The following is a 17,186-nucleotide window of genomic DNA, read 5'->3' as shown; positions in this document are numbered from 1 at the left end:
CGAATGGGACGCTGGAAGCAGGTTAGGTGGGCCGAAGCAGGCCAGATCACCGCGATTCTCGGATGGCCGAAGTCGGATCATGACGCCGATCCGCCCGAAATCTTTTTCGATCGTCTGATCGAGGAGGGGCGTGTAGACGACGCCGCCCTGTTCCTCGGCCAGGCCTTGCCCCGCTTCGAAGCGGTCGCCTGGGCGGCCCGGACCGTCCAGGACCTGTCCCCGACCTCCGGCGTCCAAGACGCCGAAGCGCTCAAGGCGACTTTGCTGTGGCTGCAGGAGCCCAGCGACGCCCGGCGTCGTGCGGCGTCCGAGATCGCCGAACACTCGCGAGGGGCCAGCCCGCAGAGGATGTGCGCCCTGGCGGTGTTCTATTCGGGCGGCTCGATCACGTCGACGGATGTCGAACCCGTCCTGCCGCCCAAGGATGTGGCCGGCGCCTTCGCCTCGGGCGCCGTGCTCACAGCCGCGGCCGAGAGCGGGCGCAGAGCGGAAGGTCTTCGCTCGGCGCTAACGCTCGGCGACGCGCTCGCCAGTGGCCGCGAAGCCGCGCGCCCATGACCCTTGTCCTGACCATCAAGGCGCTGGATCGTCTCGACAACGGGGAGGCCGCGCGTCTGAAGCTCGACCGCCACGGCGCGCGCATCGGACGATCGCCCCACATGGACTGGTGCCTGCCGGATCCTCGCAGCTACATCTCCTCGGCCCACTGCGAAATCCAGTATCGCGACGGCGCCTATCTGCTCGTCGACCGCAGCACCAACGGCACCTTCGTGAACCGCGCGACGTCACGGCTGACGGCCCCGCACCAGATCGTCGACGGCGACGTGATCCTGATCGGCCACTACGAGATCGAGGCCAGGCTGGAGCAGGGCCGCGGGGCAAACGTCGAAGAGCCGGCGTCCGTCGGCGCCTGGGGCGGCTGGGATAGCCATGGAGCGCGCGAGGTCGCCGACGACCCAGCGCGGTGGGACCAGCCGCCGCCACGGGCGGCCGTCACTGGCCAGGGTTCGGTGTCCGGAGCCTGGGCGCCGCCGCGCATGGACCCCGCGCCCCAACCCGCCTCGGCCTGGAGCCCGGCTCGACCGGAAGCGCCGCCGCCGTCCGCCTGGTCCAGCGACCCGCCGGCCCAGGCCACGCCTTCGGCGGTCGACGTCTGGGGGCAGCTGGCGGCCACCAACGAAGTGGATTGGGCCCGAGGTTTCGGCGGTCCCGCCACGCCGGCGTTCGACGCGCCATCCTTGGCCCCGCCCTCCACGGCGCCTTGGGGCCAAACCCCCGCGCCGGCGCCAGAGCCTGCGCGAAAGGCGCGCCCGGCGCCCGCGGCCAGCGACGGCGCCGAATGGCGCGCCTTCCTGCAGGGCGCAGGCCTCAAGTCCGAGGACTTCAGCAGCTCGCCCCTGGAGGTGCTGTCGACCGCGGGCGGCGTCCTGCGGCGGCTCCTGGGCGGCATGGTCGTGATGATGGAGGCGCGGGCCAGGGCGAAGGCGCAGCTCGGCGCGCAGAACACCAGCCTGGAATTCGACGGCAACAATCCGCTGAAGTTCACGCGGTCGGCCGACAAGGCCATGGCGCAGATGCTCAATCGGCCCGATCGCGGCTTCATGCCGGCCGACCTCGCCGTGGAGGACGCCTTCCGCGACCTGCAGGCCCACCAACTGGCCACCTTGACGGCCATGCAGGGCGCCCTGGCCGCCACGCTCGACCGCTTCTCGCCCTCGGCCATTCGCGGCCGAGCCGAGACGCGCGGGCTGCTGGCCAAGATCCTGCCGGGCGCGCGCGCCGCGGCGCTCTGGCAGGCCTATGAACGGGAGTTCGAGGGGGTCACGCGGGGATCGGACGAAGCCTTCATGGAGGTCTTCGCCAAGGAGTTCCGCGACGCCTACGAGCGCATCGCCGCCGACATGAAGGCCAAGCGCAGGCCGTAAAGCCTGCCGCCGCTTGCTACGGCTCCAGCGATCAGGACAGGGCGAGCAGGGTGGTCTCGTCGCAATTGACCACGACGACGCTGACATTGTCCGGCGCGCCACGGTCCAGGCAGATCTTCACCAACTCGTCGGCGGCCGCGGCTGGATTGCCTTGGGCCAGGATCGTGGCCAGCTCGGCATCGGGGATCGTGCGGGTCAGACCGTCGCTGCAGACCAGGAAGACGTCGCCCACCCTGGCCTCGTCGGAGACCGCGTCCAGTTCGAGCCGAGGCGCGACGCCCACGGCCCGCGATAGCACGTGCGACATGGGATGGTTCTCGGCTTCCTCCGGCGTGAGCCGCCCCGACATCACCATGTCCTGGACCTGGGAGTGGTCGACGGTCAGCTGGTAGAGTTCGCCGCCCCGCAGCAGGTAACAGCGGCTGTCGCCGGCCCACAGTACGACGAACCTGCGGTCGCGCAGGAGCAGGGCCACGACCGTGGAGCCCATGGGCTGGCCCACCGACTTGGTCCAGATCCGCTCGTTGGCTTCGTGCACCGCCGCTGCGACGGCCGAGGCGGCGTCGTCGAAATTGGCCGGCAGGACGGCCGCTTCCAGGGTAGTGGTGATGGTCTTGGACGACCATTGGCCATTGGCGTGGCCGCCCATGCCGTCGGCGACAGCCCACAGGCCCTGGTCCGGGCGCGCCAGCACCTGGTCTTCGTTGTCGCGCCGCACCTTCCCGGGATGGGTCAGGGTGGCGTCGTGAAACCGCAAACTCCCGTCATCCATGGACAGCTCCTATGTCGTCAGAACCTGGGTCATCAGGTCGGCGGGTGGTTGGCTGGCAATCAGATCGAACGGCGAGTCCGGCAACCAGAAGCGGCCATGCGCTTCGGCTCCGCCCTCTGATTCCAGAGTTTGAAAGATATTTTGCGCGCTGGCCACCATCGCGTCGATGTCGGCGGCGTCTTCGAACGCGCGGTGGATCTCGTCCTCCGCCGCCGTGGCGATGCGGTCGACCGCCGGCGTCGCCGGCGCCTGTTCGGTGCGGCCGCCAAGAACGATGATGAAGCGGCGTCCCGCCGCGTCGATGGACGGCGCAAGCGCCCCCGTCCGCCAGCCCTCGCCGAACGGTCCCGGTCCGAACGAGAAGCGCAGCGGCGGGGCCGTGTCGTGCCGGCCCTCGAAATCCGAACCCAGGACCGTTCGCGCCCGCGCCAGTCCGGCGCTCGCCCAGGCGTCCCAGGCGTCCCGCTCGGGGCCGGAAAGGCCGCGGGCCACGAAGTCGCCGTGGGCCGGCAGCTTGCCGAACGCGAAGGCGCGCGGCGGCGTCAAAGCTTGGCCGGGCATCGGAATGACCATAGGCCGCCGCGGCCGAACGGGTTCTTGTCGGACGGCAGGTTGACCTTGAGCGTGAAGTACTGCGCGCCTTGGCCGAAGGTGGCTTTGATCGCGTTGGGACCGGCGTTTTCCTTCTGGGCGGCGTCCATCAGGCGGAAGAGCGCCCACACGCCCTGGCCATCGTAACGCCGCACCTCCTTGGCGCCGGCGTAGAGGATGAGGTGGGCCTCGGGCAGGCCGGAGATCGCCCACATCACGGGCTTGGCGCCGACGCTGTTGGGCTCGAAGCGATAGGTCGCGCCGCCGGCCGAGAACTCGGCCGCGGTGACCGCGCCGCCGAAGCCCGCCGCTTCCACCCGGATCGGCAGACCCGAGGTGAGCAGGTCGCGGATCTGGGCGGCCTTCTGGAACTGCTCGGCGCTGGCCGGGTCGAAGGCCGCGGCCACAGGATCGTCCGAACGCCAGCGCCAGACGGGACCGGAGGTCAGCAGCAACGGCTGCAGACGGTCGCGCATCATGCTGTCGAACTGGCCGTTCAAGCCCAGAACCCGCATCATGTCCGCCGCCGTCGCGTCGTTCTGCGCCGCGCCGTAGAACGGGTAGCGATTGTCGCTGACGCTACGGCATGCGCCGGCCAGATTGGTTGCATACTCCTGCCCGATGGCGTTCTGGGCCGAGGACACCACGGCGCCGCGACCGCTCTGGGTGGCCTGGGCGACGAAGCCCTGGAGCTGCGGCGGGGCCACGACGCTGGTGGTGGCGACCTGTCCGAGCGCCGAGGCCAGTTCGCCCTGCGCCGCGACGCCGCCCAACCCGCCGCCTGCGATCCCGGCGGCCATGTTAGCCGAGGCGGCCTGTTTCACGGCCGCCAGGAACTCGTCGACCGGCGCGGCGCCCTTGCCGTCGCCGACATAGGTCGCAAGCGGCCGGAAATAGTCGGTGATGGTCTTGCCGGCGTCGACGCCGCCGGAGTCCAGCACGGCCCCGCCGACGACGCGCGCGGCGGTCTTGAGCTTGCTGGGCGCCCGGATCGCCGGCGGCTTGCCGAAGGTGGTGTTCTTGCGAACCTCCAGCAGCAGCACCTTCAGCGGCGACGGCGTGCGGGTGAAGGCGCCGAGGGCGGCGGGGTTGGTGAAGTAGTCGGCCGGTTTCAGCCCTTGGACCACGCCGTCCCAGGCCGCGATATATTCCTTGGCGTACAGCGCCGCGACGCCTGGCTTGACCTGGGCGATCTGTCCCCGGATCGCCGCCTTGTCGGCGTCCTGGCCCATGACCCACAGGTCCTTTTCCAGGTCCGAGGCGACGGTCTGCAGCCCCGGCTGATAGGCGCGCTCGAAACCCGCGCGGGTGAAGAAGTACGGCACACTGGCCTCGAGGACCACATCGCCGTTCAGGAAGGCCTGGCGATCGCCGCTGGCCAGAACGCTGTCGGCGCGCCAGTCCGGCTGGTCGGCCGCGGCCGCCTTCTGGCGGAGGATCGCATAGGCGCGGTCGGCCAGGGACAGGGTCTGCACCGCCGCCCGCGTCGACTCGATCAGCGCACCGTCGAGCGGCGCCTCGCGGCCCGGCCAGACGCGGCCCAGTTGCGGGTCGGCCAGCAGGACGTCCAGGTGCTTGGCCAGCTCTTCGCGAACCTCGGCGCGATCCGCGCCGGGCAGAGCGTTCTCGGCCCAGTCGTCGGTCACCCACGCCTTGACCGCCTTTGGGTCCAACGGACCCTGGCCGCCCAGCATCAGATAGACCTTGAGCGGTTCGTAGACCTTCAGCGGCTCCTGGACGTGATCCTGCATGTAGCGTTCCAGGCGCAGCAGGATGCGCGGCAGGAGGATGCGCTGGAGCGCTTCGCGATAGGCCTGGTCGGCGGCCTTGGCGTGGCCGCCCTGGAACAGGCCGAACCGCATCAGCAGGGGCGGCCCGCCCTTGGCCTGGTCTCCGTGGCCGCGCGGCAGGTCGCGCAGGGCCCGGATCAGCGACAGCGCCTGCTCCAGGTCCGGATCGCCCTCGCGCACCTCGACCAGGTCGACGCCGGTCTCGCGCACCTCCGCGCTGACGTTCTGGGCGCCGACCAGGAGCTGGTCCTGCAGCGCCCTGTTCCTGGTGAAGCTGACGCCCCACAGCAGGGCGATCAGCAAGGACAGGGCGGCGACGCCGGCGACGCCGGCGATCAGCGCCGTGCGCCGTCGGGCGCGGGCCGCCGGATCGCTCTGGACGAGCCCCGCCTCCGCGAAGACCACTTCCTTGAGCAACCGGTTGAGGAAATAGGCCCTTCCGCCCTGGCCGCCCGAACCGGATGAAAACGCGGGCGCATCGTAGACGGCGGCCACGTCGCCCAGGATCCGGTCCAGCGGCGCGCCTTCCTGGACGCCGCTGGTCAGATAGAAGCCACGGAACAGCGGCGGCGCGTCCTTTTCGGCCAGCAGGGCCCCGTCGAGGAACCGGCTGAGCCTGGCCCGCAGCGAGGCCACCTGCGAGGGGAAGCCCAGGATCAGGCTGCGACGATGCGGGTCGGTCTCTTCCTGCAGGCGCTTGGCGACGCGATCGGCCAGCGCCTGGACCACGCCGTCGAACTCGGCCAGCACGGCCTCAAGGCTGGTCGACGCTTCCAGCGGCAAGGTCGCGCCGAGAATGGCGCGTCGCCCCTCGACATCGAGGTCGTCGAAGAACTCGCCGAAGCCCGCCAGCAGATCGGCCTTGGTGAAGAGCACATAGACCGGCGCCGAGACCTCCAGCGCCCGGCGCAGTTCCAGCAGGCGACGCCGCACCGCCGCGGCGTGGTCGTCCAGTCCCGCCCGGTCGCAATTGAGAAGTTCGTCCAGGCCGATCGCGACCAGGACCCCGTTGATCGGCTGCAGGGGGCGGGTGCGGCGAAGCAGCTTAAGGAAACTGTCCCAGCCCTTGTGGTCGACGGCGGCGTCGGAGGTCTGGGTGGTGTATCGACCGGCGGTGTCGATCAACACGGCGTCGTCGGCGAACCAGAAGTCGAGGTTGCGGGTTCCGCCCACGCCCTTGAGCGCCGAATCCGCGAACGGAAACTGGACGCCGGACTTCAGCAGGGCGGTGGTCTTGCCGGCCCCGGGCGGGCCGATGATCACGTACCAGGGGCGGGCGTAAAGATAGTCGCGCTTGTCGCCCGTGGCGGTCTTCAGCTTGGCCAACGCCGAGCGCATGCGGCCCGCCAGCGCCTCGGCCTCGACGTCGCCCGGCGAGGCGGCGGCCAGTTGTTTGGCGATCTCGGCGGCGGCCCTGCGGGCCTTGAGGATCCGCAGGGTGGCGAAGACGCCCCAAACGAGCGCGACCAGCACGGCGAGCAGGGTCTTGACCCACCACGGTCTCAGGAATGGCGCGACCAGCGGAAGGACGAAGACCAGCAGCACCGCGACCAGGATCGCCGCGAGGCCGGTCAGCAGCCACCAGTTCAGGAAGAAGCGCTTCATCGTGGCCCTATTCAGCGCGCGGAATGACGATTTCGACCCGGCGGTTCAGCGCCTTGCCGTTCGCGGTGGAGTTCGACGCGATCGGCTGGCTGTCGCCGAACCCCTCGGTGCTGACGCGGCTGGCGTCGGTGATCTTGCCGCGCAGGATTTTGGCGGCGGCGTCCGCCCGCGCCTTGGACAGGGCGAAATTGTCCGGAAAAGTGACGCTGACTAGGTGATCCGCGTCGGCGTGACCCTCCACCCGAACCGCGCCGCGCTCGGCCTCGATGGCCGCGCCGATCCGGGCGAACAGCGCCTCGCGGCCGGGTTCCAGCTTGTCCGACCCCGACCTGAACAGCTGGCCGACGGTCGTGCGCACGCGGATGGATTGGCTGTCCTGCTCGACGGCCACCAGATGCTGGGCGATCTCGGGCGCCAGGAAGCCCTGGATGCGTTGCAACTGGGTGCTGGTCGGGACAGGCGGCGCGGGCGCGACGCGCGACATCCGCAGCGGCTGGTCCGGGTTGATCGCCCTCAGGGCGTTCAGCGAGGGCTGGCCCGTCTGGCTCAGGATCACGCGCAAAAGGATGAACAGGGCCAGCAGGACGGCCAGGGCGACGGCGCCGGCTAGGGCCAGGGTCGCCCAGAAACTGACACGGGCGGCCGGCGTGGGCTGGCCGCGCCAACGGGGCGACAGTTCGGTTTGCGATAGAGTGCGGACATGGTCGAGGGCCGCGTAGACGCTGGCCATGATCTCGTGCAGGCGGCGCTTGCCGTCGGGCGCGACGCGATAGCGGCCCTCGAACCCGGCGGCGAGGCAGGCGTGGTAGAGTTCGATCAGGTTGGCGAACTCCGCCGGCTTGGCCAGCATGTCGTCGAGCAGGCGCCAGAAACGGTCGCCGCCGATGTTCTCGTTGAAGACCTGCACCACCAGGCTGCGGCGCGCCCATTCCGCGCCGTCGGCCGCCTGGCCGGGAAGGTTCTGGGCGATGTCGTCGACCGTGGCGCACACCGCATAGCGCGCCCGTTGGCGGGTCTCGGTGTCATAGCCGGCGGCCTGGAGCGCCTGGTCGAAGGTTGCGACGGCGGCCGACGCTCTCTGGTGCAGCTCGGGTAGGCTCAGGCGGACACGGCCGGACCGGACGCCGACGATCAGCGACAGCACCGGCGCGGCCGCCATCATCATCGGGTTTCGCGCGCGCGCGGCCGGCGGAGCCGCCGGAATGTCGTCGTCGCGGCCAATGGCGCGACGCGGCGGAGGTACTGGGTTGAAGGACGAGGATGCGAACGACGCCGGTTCGCCGGACGCGAAGGCCGGCGCGGGTGACGGGGAGGGGGCGCCGGATCTGCGCAGGTTCTGCAGCGGCGACGGCCGAAAGACCGTCTTGTTCGGGTTCTTCTCCTCGTCGTCGCCGGTCATCGCCCGGTCCCCTTGACGCACCAGAGCTCGAGCTTGAGGTCGGGCCATTCGCCAGCGACATGCAGGCCCAGAGCCGCGGCGTTGGCGAAGTCGCGCCAATCGGGGACGGAGCGGTCGAGTTCGAAATAGACGTAGCCGGGAATGACGCGCAGTTGCGGCGGCGGGGTCGGTGTATGCCTCAGGGGCACGCCTGGCAGGGCGGAGTCGACGATCTCGCGCATCTTCTGCACCGCGCCGATCTTGGCGATGGCCGGGAAGCGGCCGCGGATGTCGTCCAGCGAGGCGCGGGCGTTGACGGCCAGATAGAAATAACCGGTCTTGTAGAGATTGTGATCGGTGATCCGGGACGTGTAGGCGCCCGGCCCCGCCACCTGCAACGGCAGCTGGATCGCCGAACGGTCGAACACCGCCGAGAGCGCGGCCTGCAGCACCTCGAACACCGGCTCGAACGTCAGCTGCAGCTGCTCGTGGACGTAGTTGGGAAACGGCGGCGGCCGCCGGTCGGGACGGGTCAGCGTCGCCAGTTCGCCAGCCATGCCCAGGAAGGCTTCATACAGGCGCTCGGGATGTACGGCGGGCAGGGCGGCCAGGTGCCGCAGCTGGCTGACCCACCGGTTGAGCGCCTGCAGGAGCAGGAAGCTGGCGAAGGTTTCCGCGCCGCCGTCCGTGGCCTCGACCGCTCTCAGGGCCAGTTCGTCGACACGCTGGGAAGCCCGGCCGATGATGTCGGTCAGAAAGCCCGACAGCCGCGGGCTGGCCCGGATGTCCAGGGTGGGCGGAATGTAGCGGTCGTCGAACACCACCGCGCCGTTGTGCAGCTCGCGCACGCGCGCCAGCCCCAGCAGCACCCGTCCGTAGGTCTGGTCCTGGGTGACGCCGAACGCCAGGTTGGGTCGGGCCACCTCGATCGGCTCTTGGCCGCGTTCGTCGGAAAAGGAGTCCGCGACATCCTCCTCGTCGACCACGTAGCGCACGGTCGCGCCGCCCCGCTCGCCGCGGCTCTTGAACTCCACCGCGCCGCTCTGGCGGGCGGGAAGGGTGAGGTGGACGATCACGTCGCGGGCGTCCGGCGGCATGTCCAGCGGCGGCGGCGGCGGCAGGTCGCCGGGAATCGAGAAGGGTAGGCCGTCGGGCAGGACGCCGGTCATCGATTCGATCGCGAACTTGCCCAGGGCCGCGAGGTCAGCGTTGATCTTCAGCTCCGACAGGCCCCACGGATAGGGGCGCAGCCCGTTGGCGCGCGCCGCGACCAAGGCCTCCAGATACCGATCCTGCTGCTGAAAATGCTGTTGTCGAAGGAATAGGCCCTCGCGCCATGCGACGCGGCTGTCGCTCTGCATACGCTTCCCTCAACGGACTCTAGAAATACCACTTAAACACTAGTCGGCAGAGCTGCGGAAGACGCATTTGCCATCTGCGGCCCTGGTTCTCCCGCGCCTTGCGGTTATGCTTGGCGAAAGGCAAGCAACGAGAGATGGATGCGGGGCTCACGGGAAGACGAACCGTCGTTCGATCCTCGCAGCTGGCGACGGAAACCTGACGCGCCGGACGCCGCGGGCGCGGATAAGCCACGCTCGTCTGAAACAAGCTTGAGCATAAGAAGACCAGTGCTGTCGGCCGTGGCGGCCGCGGCGATTCTGGCGATCCTCGTGGCGGTCGGGTGGAGCGTCTGGCATCGCCCGTCCGCGCCCGCCCGTCCCGCCGCCGCGTCCAAGGCGCCCGCGGCCTCCAACGGGTTTCATCGTACGCTGGTGATCGCGCGAATCCAGGATCTGGCGGGCGCGTTGACCGCCGAAGGCGTCGCGACGGACCGGGCGCTGCGCTTCGGACTCGCCGCCAACCAGAAGCTCGAGGGCGCGCCGGGCGAACTGCGCGTTTCATTGACCTTTCCGAACGGCAAGGCGGACGATGTCGAGAGGATCGAACTGCGGCGTCCGGACGGCTCCGGCTTCGTCATTCACCCCGACCACAACGGCCGCCTAGTCGCCGAAGACCTGGCTTCGGATCTTCAGGTCCGGATCAAGGTGGTGCGCGGCGAGATGGACGCCAACAGCTTCTATTCCTCGGCGGTGGCGGCCGGCGTCGTGGACTCGCTCGTCAGCGACTTCGCCGGGGCCTTCGCCTTCGACTTCGACTTCCAACGCGAGATCCGGCCCGGCGACATTTTCGAGGCCGCGTTCGAGCAGAAGGTCGACGGCCGGGGCGATGTCGTGGGGGCGGAGCGGCTGGTGTACGCCTCGCTGCAGACCCAGACCAAGTCGCGCGCGCTCTATCTGTTCCAGCCGCCGGGCGACACCAAGCCCAGCTGGTTCGACGGCAACGGCGCCAGCGTCGCGCGGGGGTTGATGCGTACGCCCGTCGAAGGCGCCCGCATCACCTCCAGCTTCGGCCCCCGGGTGCATCCCGTGCTGGGATATACCCGGGTCCACAAGGGGACCGATTTCGCCGTTCCCGTGGGAACGACCGTCTATGCGTCGGGCGACGGGGTGGTGGATTTCGTGGGGCCGCACGGCGGCCACGGCAACTTCATCCGGATCCGGCATTCGCCGGAACTCCAGACCGCCTACGCGCACCTGTCCGGCTACGCGTCCGGGGTGGTCGTGGGCGCGGCCGTTCGGCAAGGCCAGGCCATCGGCCTTTCGGGCAATACCGGCCTCTCGTCGGGACCGCACCTGCACTACGAGGTGATCGTCCGCGACGTGCAGGTCGACCCCATGGCCTTCCAGACCACCAGCCGCCGCAGCCTCAATGGTGAAGCTTTGGTGGCCTTCTGCAAGGCGCGCGACAGGTTAGATGCTCTCAGGGCCGCGCAGAACGGATGAAGGTGGAAAAGGTTCCCAAGCTTACACAGTCATATACTTGTGTCACGTTGCTCGGCATCGTGGGCGTTTTACATGGCCTGACGGAACGTATCCGATTGACTTGCAAGAGGATTTTTCAAATTACAACAAAAGGTGGCAAGGCTGTATTGAGTAAGCTGTGCGCCAACGCTAGGCTCCCACGCAATTCAGGCCAGCGAGAAAGAGTATGATCGTCATCATCGATGGGACCGGACCTGACAACGACCAGGAGTACGCCAAGGAGATGGGGAACTCGTTCCCCAGCCAGATCGCCAAGCAAGTCGTCGGCAGCACCTATTTTCGGGGCCCCTCGCTGACGGGCAAGGAAGTTTCCAGCATCGCCGACCGCGCGGTCGGCGCCGCCCAAGGCGGATCCGGACCGGTGATCCTGGTGGGCTACAGCCGCGGCGGGTGCACCGCGATCATCGCGGCCAAGCGGCTCAAGGCCCAGGGCAAGCGGGTCAAGGCCATGTTTCTGTTCGACGCGGTCGACATGCAGACCAGCGAACTGGGCCTTTCGCAGACCATTCCCGACAATGTCGATTTCGTCGCTCACGCCCGGACCGCGCGCGACCTGGCCTTCTGGATCCGCAATCCGGTCAAGTCGCGCTTCTATTTCTACAACACCGGACGCTGGCTCGACGGCGACGGCGTCCTCGAGGAAAAGAAGTTCACCGGCACCCACGGCGCGGCCGGCGGCGTGCCGTGGGCCGATGTGGTGGGCGACCGGGCATGCTCCCTGGCGGTGGCGGACTGGATGACCGGGCAGCTCAAGGCCAACGGCGTCGACGTGACCCTGAAGGCCTGAGGCGAGAGTCCTGCTGTCTCGGTCGTCAAAGGCCGAGCGGCGGTTCTCGAGCCTCGACGGAAAGCGGCTAGTCGGCTTCGTCGGTCACGGGGCCGACCTGCCGAAAGGTCCGCGCAAGCTTGGGCTCGCATAGGCCAATCACCGCGCCAAGGCGGTGTCGCCGGACCTGACCGACATGAAATCGCATCTCCTGACCGTTTGTCTCACAGCGCCTGTCCTGGCCGCCGGCGGCGCCGCCTGGGCCGAGGACGGCGCGCGCGACGGCCTGCACCTGTCGCTCGGGGCGGCGGGCGTCTATCGGCCCGAGTTCAAGGGGTCCAAGGACTACGAGTTCAAACCCCTGCCGTTCGTGGGCCTGCGCTACGGCCGCGGCGACTACTACCTGGCGCTCGAGGGCGCCGCCTTGCGGGCCAACCTGCTGCCCGGCGGCTTCCTGGAGACCGGCCCGATGCTCTCCTACGAGCGTGGGCGCGACGACGACGTCAAGAACCTCGCGGTGCGCCGGCTGGGCGAGATCGACGGCGCCGTCAACGCGGGCGTCTTCGCGCGCAAGCGTTTCGACGTCGGGAACGGCGCGCTGACGATCGGCGCGGAGGCGCTGACCGACACCGGCAAGGTCCACAAGGGCGTGCTCGCCACTGTCGGCGTCGACTACGATCGCCCGCTCTCCGACCGCTGGAGCCTGGGCGCCAACCTGTCGACCACCTGGGCCGACCGCAAATACATGCAGACCTACTATGGCGTCTCGCCGGCCGGATCCCTGGCCAGCGGCCTGTCGCCCTACGCCGCCAAGGCGGGAATCGAGAACGTCGAGCTTGGCGCCAGCCTGCGCTACCGGATCAGCGACCGCTGGAGCGTCCTGGCGCATGGCGGCTATCGCCGGCTCGTTGACAGCGCGGCCGACAGCTCCATAGTCGTGAGCGAAGGCTCCGCCGACCAGGGTCAATTGGCCTTCATCCTGCTCTACAGCTTCTGACGGCCATGCGCGCCCTGCTGATCGAAGACAACGTCCGGCTGGGCGAGGCGACCGTCCGGTCGCTGGTTAAGGCCGGCTTCACGGTCGACCTCTTCGCGGCGGCTGAGGATGGCTGGCACGCCTGGCGCAGCGTCAGCTACGACGTGGTCGTTCTCGATATCATGCTGGGCGGCGAGAGCGGGCTGGACCTGTTGGCGCGGGCGCGTGCGGCCGGCCTGCGCGCGCCGGTGCTGATGCTGACCGCCCTGGGCAGCGTCGACCAGCGCGTCCAGGGGCTGGAACGCGGCGCCGACGACTATCTCGTCAAGCCGTTCGCCATCGAGGAACTGGTGGCGCGCCTGCGGGCGCTGGGACGTCGGCCGGCCCTGACCGCCGACGTCCTGCGCTATGGCGACCTCGAATATGACCAGGGCGCGCGCGAGATCAGCGTGCGCGACGCGCGCCTGCCCCTGTCGCGTGGGGAAAGCATCGTGCTCGAGCGCTTCCTGCGCCATCCCGACCGGGTGGTGACCAAGGCCCAACTCGGCGACAGCCTGCACAGCCTGGAGCAGGACTACACCGACAACTCCATCCAAGTGCATGTCCACCGCGTGCGCCGGAAGATGGCCGACCTGGGCGCCGACGTGACGATCCGCGCCCTTCGTGGGCTGGGCTACATGGCCGTGCGGCTGGCCGAGGGACGAGCCGGCGCGGGCGAGTGACCGTCGCGCCGGTCGCGCGGCCGGAAGTCGAGCTCAAAACAAGCGCCCAGAGCTGAATCCGCCAGCCGGACTTGGCCGCCGTGCCGCTCCATGATCTGGCGGACGATCGACAGGCCAAGGCCGGCGCCCGAACCGCGCGGATCGCCGCGGCTGAACCGGTCGAACACACGGTCCCTGATCGCCGCCGGAACGCCGGGGCCGTCGTCGCTGACCCGGACGACGCCATCGGCGTCCACCGTGACCAGGATCTCGGCGTCAGGTGGGGTGTGCCGGACGGCGTTCTCGAGCAGGTTGCGAAGGGCGGTCTCCACCAAGCCCGGCTGGCCGTCGACCATCATCGTCGGAATCGCGCTGTCGAAGCCGACGCCGCGGCCGCTCGAAAGGATGAAGCTGGCCATGTCGCTGGCCACGTCGCGCGACAGGGCGACTAGGTCGAAGCGCGCGGCGGCCGCCGAGGCGCCGCCCTCCGCCTCGGCCAGGGCAAGCAGTTGGGCGATCAGCCGGCCCAGGCGCTCGAACTCCTCGCTGGCCGTCCGGCGTTCGGCAGGCTCCAGCAGGCTTTCGACCTGGGCCCGCAAGGTGGCCAGCGGCGTGCGCAGCTCGTGGGCGGCGTTGGCGGAGAAGTCCCGTTGCGCGCGCAGGCCCACCTCAAGGCGGTCCAGAGCGGCGTTGAAGGCCTCGACCAGCGGCGCCACCTCGCGCGGCGCGGCCTCGGCGGGCAGCCGAGCCTCAATGGTGGCGGGGGCGATGTCGCCGGCCAGAAGGGAAAGATGGCGTAGCGGCCGCAGGCCGATGTGCAAGGTCACATAGACCCCGCCCATCATCAGGACCAGGAGCAGCATAATCTCCGGCGTCGCGTCGCGGAACTGGGCCGCGATCCAGGCGGGACGCAGGCGTTGCAGGATCGGCACTCCAAGGTCCTCGGGATCCTTGCCGTGTACGGCCGCGAATACGATGGTCGTGCTCACGGCGAACAGGACCAGCGGAAACAGCATCCGCATCAGCGACCGTCCGCCACGCCGGCGCGTCAGGGGTCTGGTCAGCGCGCGCATCATCGGCACGTCCTGTATTCGCGACTTCGCCTCGGCGGCGCCGAGCGGCGCGCTAGAGCAAGGGGCGCGATATAGGAATCGCGCCCCTTGCTCTAGACTTTTGTTTTCGCGTCGCTTTTGCGGAAAACCGGCGTCCACTTTTCCGCGCGATGCTCTAGCCGGGCTCCGCGACACTCTACGTCGATCAGTCGCCATCCGCCCGTCGACCGCAAGACCCGCCAGGACATCTGGGTCGGCCTGAAGGCCCGGTCGTCGGGTAGGGTGAAGGTGACGACGACCTCGTCTGGTCTCGGGCTGTGCGAACTGAGCAGTGTCATGTCGACGGACCCCCGCCACAGGCTCCCGTCATAGGCCCAGCCGATCGGCGCGCCGGGCTGGGCCGTGAACCCTCGCGACTGTGGGCGCTCCGGCGCGCAAGCCCACAGGGGGAGATCCGCGACGATGTCGACGTCCGTCAGGCGGCTGACGGCCAAGGCGAAGGCTTGCGCTCGTCCGGATGGCGTCAGGCGCGCGTCCCCGAGGATGCGCAGGAGATCCCGCGCGGCGATGGCCACGAACGCCTCGGCGTCGGGCTGGTCGGTCACGATCGCCCAGGGCGCGGGGCGCGCGCACCCGGTCAGAATGCGCCAGGGACTGGAGAGATAGGCCATCAGGGCTCGATCCTGGCCGCGTCGAAATCGGGCAGGACCTGGACGCCGCCGCGAGCCTGGCGGACCATGTCGGCGCGGTTCTGCAGGTAGGCCGAGCGCATCATGGCGTAGGGATCGGCGGCGTCGTCGAGGGCGCGGATCAGGCCGTCGGCCGAGGCGCGCGCATCCACCGCCGTGAGTCCGGAACGGACCATGCCAAAAGTCTTGGAGCCGCCGGCGGTGGCCAGCGAAACGGGATCGGTCATCGTGTCGACAAGCCCGCCGGCGGCGTCCCGCAGGGTGGTGGGCCCCATCAACGGCAGCACGAGATAGCGGCCCGACCCCGAGCCGTAGCGGCCCAGGGTCTGGCCGAAATCCGCCTCGTGGCCCTCCAGACCGAGCTTGCCGCCGACGTCGAACAAGCCCAGGCCGCCGACTGTCGAGTTGATCAGGAAGCGCGAGGCCGTCACGCCGGCGGCTCGGGGCCGCCCTTGCGCCAGGTCGTTGATGGCCGTGCGCGGCTCCGACAGGTTGGCCACGAACGAGGACACCCGACCCCTCACGACGCGCGGCGTCACCTTCATATAGCCGCGGCCCATCGGGCCGATCAGAAACCGGTCGAAGCCGCGATTGAACTTGAACGCTCCGCGGTTGAAGCCTTCCCACGGATCGTCGGGTGTCGGGGCGTTGGTTTGCGCCAACTCGGACGCGCCGTCAGGCGCAAGACTATCTGGAAGCGGCTGGGCCGACACGACGTGAGGGGCGGCGCCGAGCGAGGCCAGGCCGACGAGCAACCCACAACGGCGGGCGAGGGAGAACGACGAACGGATCATGACGAGGGGCTCCAGAAGGGATGCCTACGTCAATGCGCGGCCTGGCTTGCGCGAACCTTTCCGGGCCGTGGCGATACGATCCCGCGCCATACGATTATTCGACTCGTCTTCCACAGCGGGCAAGCATCCGCCGTGTCCCAACTTCTAGGCCGTCATCCATCGATCGCTTGATCGCGCCTGGGGCCGTGTTGAGCGGTTCCCGTTCCTAGCGGGTCTGGATCGATGCAATGCGTAAAAGCATTCCTTGGCTCACGGTCACTGGATCGAGACAGCCTGCAGGACGCCGTCCATCTCTCGGGCGGTAACCGGCGTGATGTCCATCGCGTTGTTCCAGCCATAGGCGTTGTCGCGTTCGATCACGACGCTGCAGGCGTTGCGGGTGATCACCCGGCTGAGCGCCTCGTTCAGCGTGCGGTCGACCTGTTGCTGGCCGCGGGTCTGGGCGGCGACGAAACGGGCGTTCTGCTGCTGGTCGAGGGTCTGGGCCTGCTGGTTGAGGCTGGCCAGCTGACGCTGGAATTCGATCGGCGCGATCACGCCTTGCTGGGCTTCGAGCACCCGGCGCTGCTGGTCGAGGGAAGCGCGGCGCTGCGCCAGGTCGGCGTTCAACGACACCTGCATCTGGCGCAGTTGAGCCTGCAACGACTGGCCGGCGCGCGAGGCGCTGATGGCGCCGGCCCGGGACAACAGGCACACGCCCGCGATGGGCGGTCCGAACGTCTGGGCGGAAGCCGACGCGCCGACGAGCGTCACCAGGCCGACGATCGACAGTCCGATCAGACGCATTTGGATCCTCATTCGATCAGCTTGCCGCCGCGACCCTATCCGCGCAGGATTTCTCCTGCCAGACCACTTCGGACACAGTGACGTTGTAGTGTCCGCGCGGGCGCGTGAAGCGGATCTCCACCCGGCAACGCACTCGATCCACGCTGCCCGGGACCACCGGGAAAAACAGCACGTAGTTCCACTTCCGCCTGACGCTCTCGGCGAAATGCGGCGGGCCGAGCAGCGGATAGATGCTGAACTTGTCGACCCCCGGCGTGATCAGCCGCACGGAGGCCGGGCTGACCGTCACGCCCAGCTTGTCGCGTTCGCCCGGAACTTCGTGAAACGCGCCGGGATCGACCGTCGCCACATAGAGCGCAGGGGAGGGGGCCGCGGCGGACGGGGGCGTGGCGTCTCGCGCGACGGCCGCGGCCGGGCTCACGAGGCTGAGCCCCGAAAGGATCGTAAGGATGAGGCGCTGGGCTTTCATCGTGTCCTCC

Annotated in this window: 16 protein-coding genes; 6 read left to right on the top strand and 10 right to left on the bottom strand. The window is 69.2% G+C overall.

The annotated features are described in order from the left end of the window. The first annotated feature begins 3 nt into the window (after positions 1–3). On the top strand, positions 4–558 hold the full coding sequence (locus tag ACSQ2G_RS14050; protein ID WP_436031793.1) for a DUF6931 family protein: 555 nt from the start codon (positions 4–6) through the stop codon (positions 556–558). Beyond that, entirely contained in the window at positions 555–1,925 is a 1,371-nt protein-coding gene (gene tagH, locus ACSQ2G_RS14045) for a type VI secretion system-associated FHA domain protein TagH (protein ID WP_436031791.1), read from the top strand. Before ACSQ2G_RS14050 ends, tagH begins: the two co-directional genes overlap by 4 nt. Before the next feature lie 31 nt (positions 1,926–1,956). Here tagH and ACSQ2G_RS14040 read toward each other — a convergent pair whose 3' ends face one another. The 5 genes from ACSQ2G_RS14040 to tssK are packed head-to-tail and all read right to left on the bottom strand — an operon-like array spanning position 1,957 to position 9,422. Next, positions 1,957–2,697 (bottom strand): PP2C family protein-serine/threonine phosphatase, encoded by a 741-nt coding sequence (locus tag ACSQ2G_RS14040; protein ID WP_436031789.1) that lies wholly within the window; start codon positions 2,695–2,697, stop codon positions 1,957–1,959. Between the two features lie 9 nt (positions 2,698–2,706). After that, positions 2,707–3,258, bottom strand: coding sequence for a type VI secretion system-associated protein TagF (gene tagF / locus ACSQ2G_RS14035; protein WP_436031787.1), 552 nt, complete (start codon positions 3,256–3,258; stop codon positions 2,707–2,709). Beyond that, entirely contained in the window at positions 3,240–6,683 is a 3,444-nt protein-coding gene (gene tssM, locus ACSQ2G_RS14030) for a type VI secretion system membrane subunit TssM (protein WP_436031785.1), read from the bottom strand. The genes tagF and tssM overlap by 19 nt, the downstream gene beginning before the upstream one ends. A gap of 7 nt (positions 6,684–6,690) precedes the next feature. Next, positions 6,691–8,082, bottom strand: a complete 1,392-nt coding sequence (icmH, locus tag ACSQ2G_RS14025) for a type IVB secretion system protein IcmH/DotU (protein ID WP_436031783.1) — start codon at positions 8,080–8,082, stop codon at positions 6,691–6,693. Further along, a complete protein-coding gene (tssK, locus tag ACSQ2G_RS14020) occupies positions 8,079–9,422 on the bottom strand; it encodes a type VI secretion system baseplate subunit TssK (RefSeq protein WP_436031781.1) in 1,344 nt (447 codons plus the stop codon). Before tssK ends, icmH begins: the two co-directional genes overlap by 4 nt. Positions 9,423–9,671: 249 nt before the next feature. On the opposite strand from tssK, the gene ACSQ2G_RS14015 reads away from it, so the two are divergent. From ACSQ2G_RS14015 to ACSQ2G_RS14000, 4 genes are all read left to right on the top strand, one after another. Then, the gene (locus ACSQ2G_RS14015) at positions 9,672–10,904 is read left to right on the top strand and encodes a peptidoglycan DD-metalloendopeptidase family protein (protein ID WP_436031779.1); all 1,233 of its coding nucleotides are present in this window, start codon (positions 9,672–9,674) and stop codon (positions 10,902–10,904) included. A 205-nt stretch (positions 10,905–11,109) separates the two neighbouring features. Then, a complete protein-coding gene (locus tag ACSQ2G_RS14010; protein WP_310080592.1) occupies positions 11,110–11,730 on the top strand; it encodes a thioesterase domain-containing protein in 621 nt (206 codons plus the stop codon). Between the two features lie 175 nt (positions 11,731–11,905). After that, entirely contained in the window at positions 11,906–12,706 is an 801-nt protein-coding gene (locus ACSQ2G_RS14005; protein ID WP_436031777.1) for a MipA/OmpV family protein, read from the top strand. Positions 12,707–12,711: 5 nt separating this feature from the next. Then, complete coding sequence (locus tag ACSQ2G_RS14000) at positions 12,712–13,407, top strand: response regulator transcription factor (protein ID WP_310080596.1); 696 nt, start codon at positions 12,712–12,714, stop codon at positions 13,405–13,407. On the opposite strand, the gene ACSQ2G_RS13995 is transcribed toward ACSQ2G_RS14000, so the two are convergent. From ACSQ2G_RS13995 to ACSQ2G_RS13975, 5 genes are all read right to left on the bottom strand, one after another. Continuing rightward, entirely contained in the window at positions 13,359–14,462 is a 1,104-nt protein-coding gene (locus tag ACSQ2G_RS13995; RefSeq protein ID WP_436031775.1) for a sensor histidine kinase, read from the bottom strand. The genes ACSQ2G_RS14000 and ACSQ2G_RS13995 overlap by 49 nt on opposite strands. Before the next feature lie 89 nt (positions 14,463–14,551). Then, positions 14,552–15,109 carry a hypothetical protein gene (locus ACSQ2G_RS13990; RefSeq protein WP_436031773.1) on the bottom strand — a complete coding sequence of 186 codons (558 nt, stop codon included), beginning with the start codon at positions 15,107–15,109 and terminating at the stop codon, positions 14,552–14,554. Further along, positions 15,109–15,921, bottom strand: coding sequence for an MlaA family lipoprotein (locus ACSQ2G_RS13985; protein ID WP_436031771.1), 813 nt, complete (start codon positions 15,919–15,921; stop codon positions 15,109–15,111). The genes ACSQ2G_RS13990 and ACSQ2G_RS13985 overlap by 1 nt, the downstream gene beginning before the upstream one ends. Before the next feature lie 255 nt (positions 15,922–16,176). After that, on the bottom strand, positions 16,177–16,707 hold the full coding sequence (locus ACSQ2G_RS13980) for an OmpH family outer membrane protein (RefSeq protein ID WP_436031770.1): 531 nt from the start codon (positions 16,705–16,707) through the stop codon (positions 16,177–16,179). A gap of 16 nt (positions 16,708–16,723) precedes the next feature. Then, positions 16,724–17,176, bottom strand: a complete 453-nt coding sequence (locus ACSQ2G_RS13975; RefSeq protein WP_436031769.1) for an outer membrane protein assembly factor BamE domain-containing protein — start codon at positions 17,174–17,176, stop codon at positions 16,724–16,726. Positions 17,177–17,186 lie beyond the last annotated feature (10 nt).

It is taken from the genome of Caulobacter sp. LjRoot300 (genome assembly GCF_964253875.1).
Classification (GTDB): Bacteria; Pseudomonadota; Alphaproteobacteria; order Caulobacterales; family Caulobacteraceae; genus Caulobacter.
This window is presented reverse-complemented; position numbering and strand designations above follow the sequence as displayed.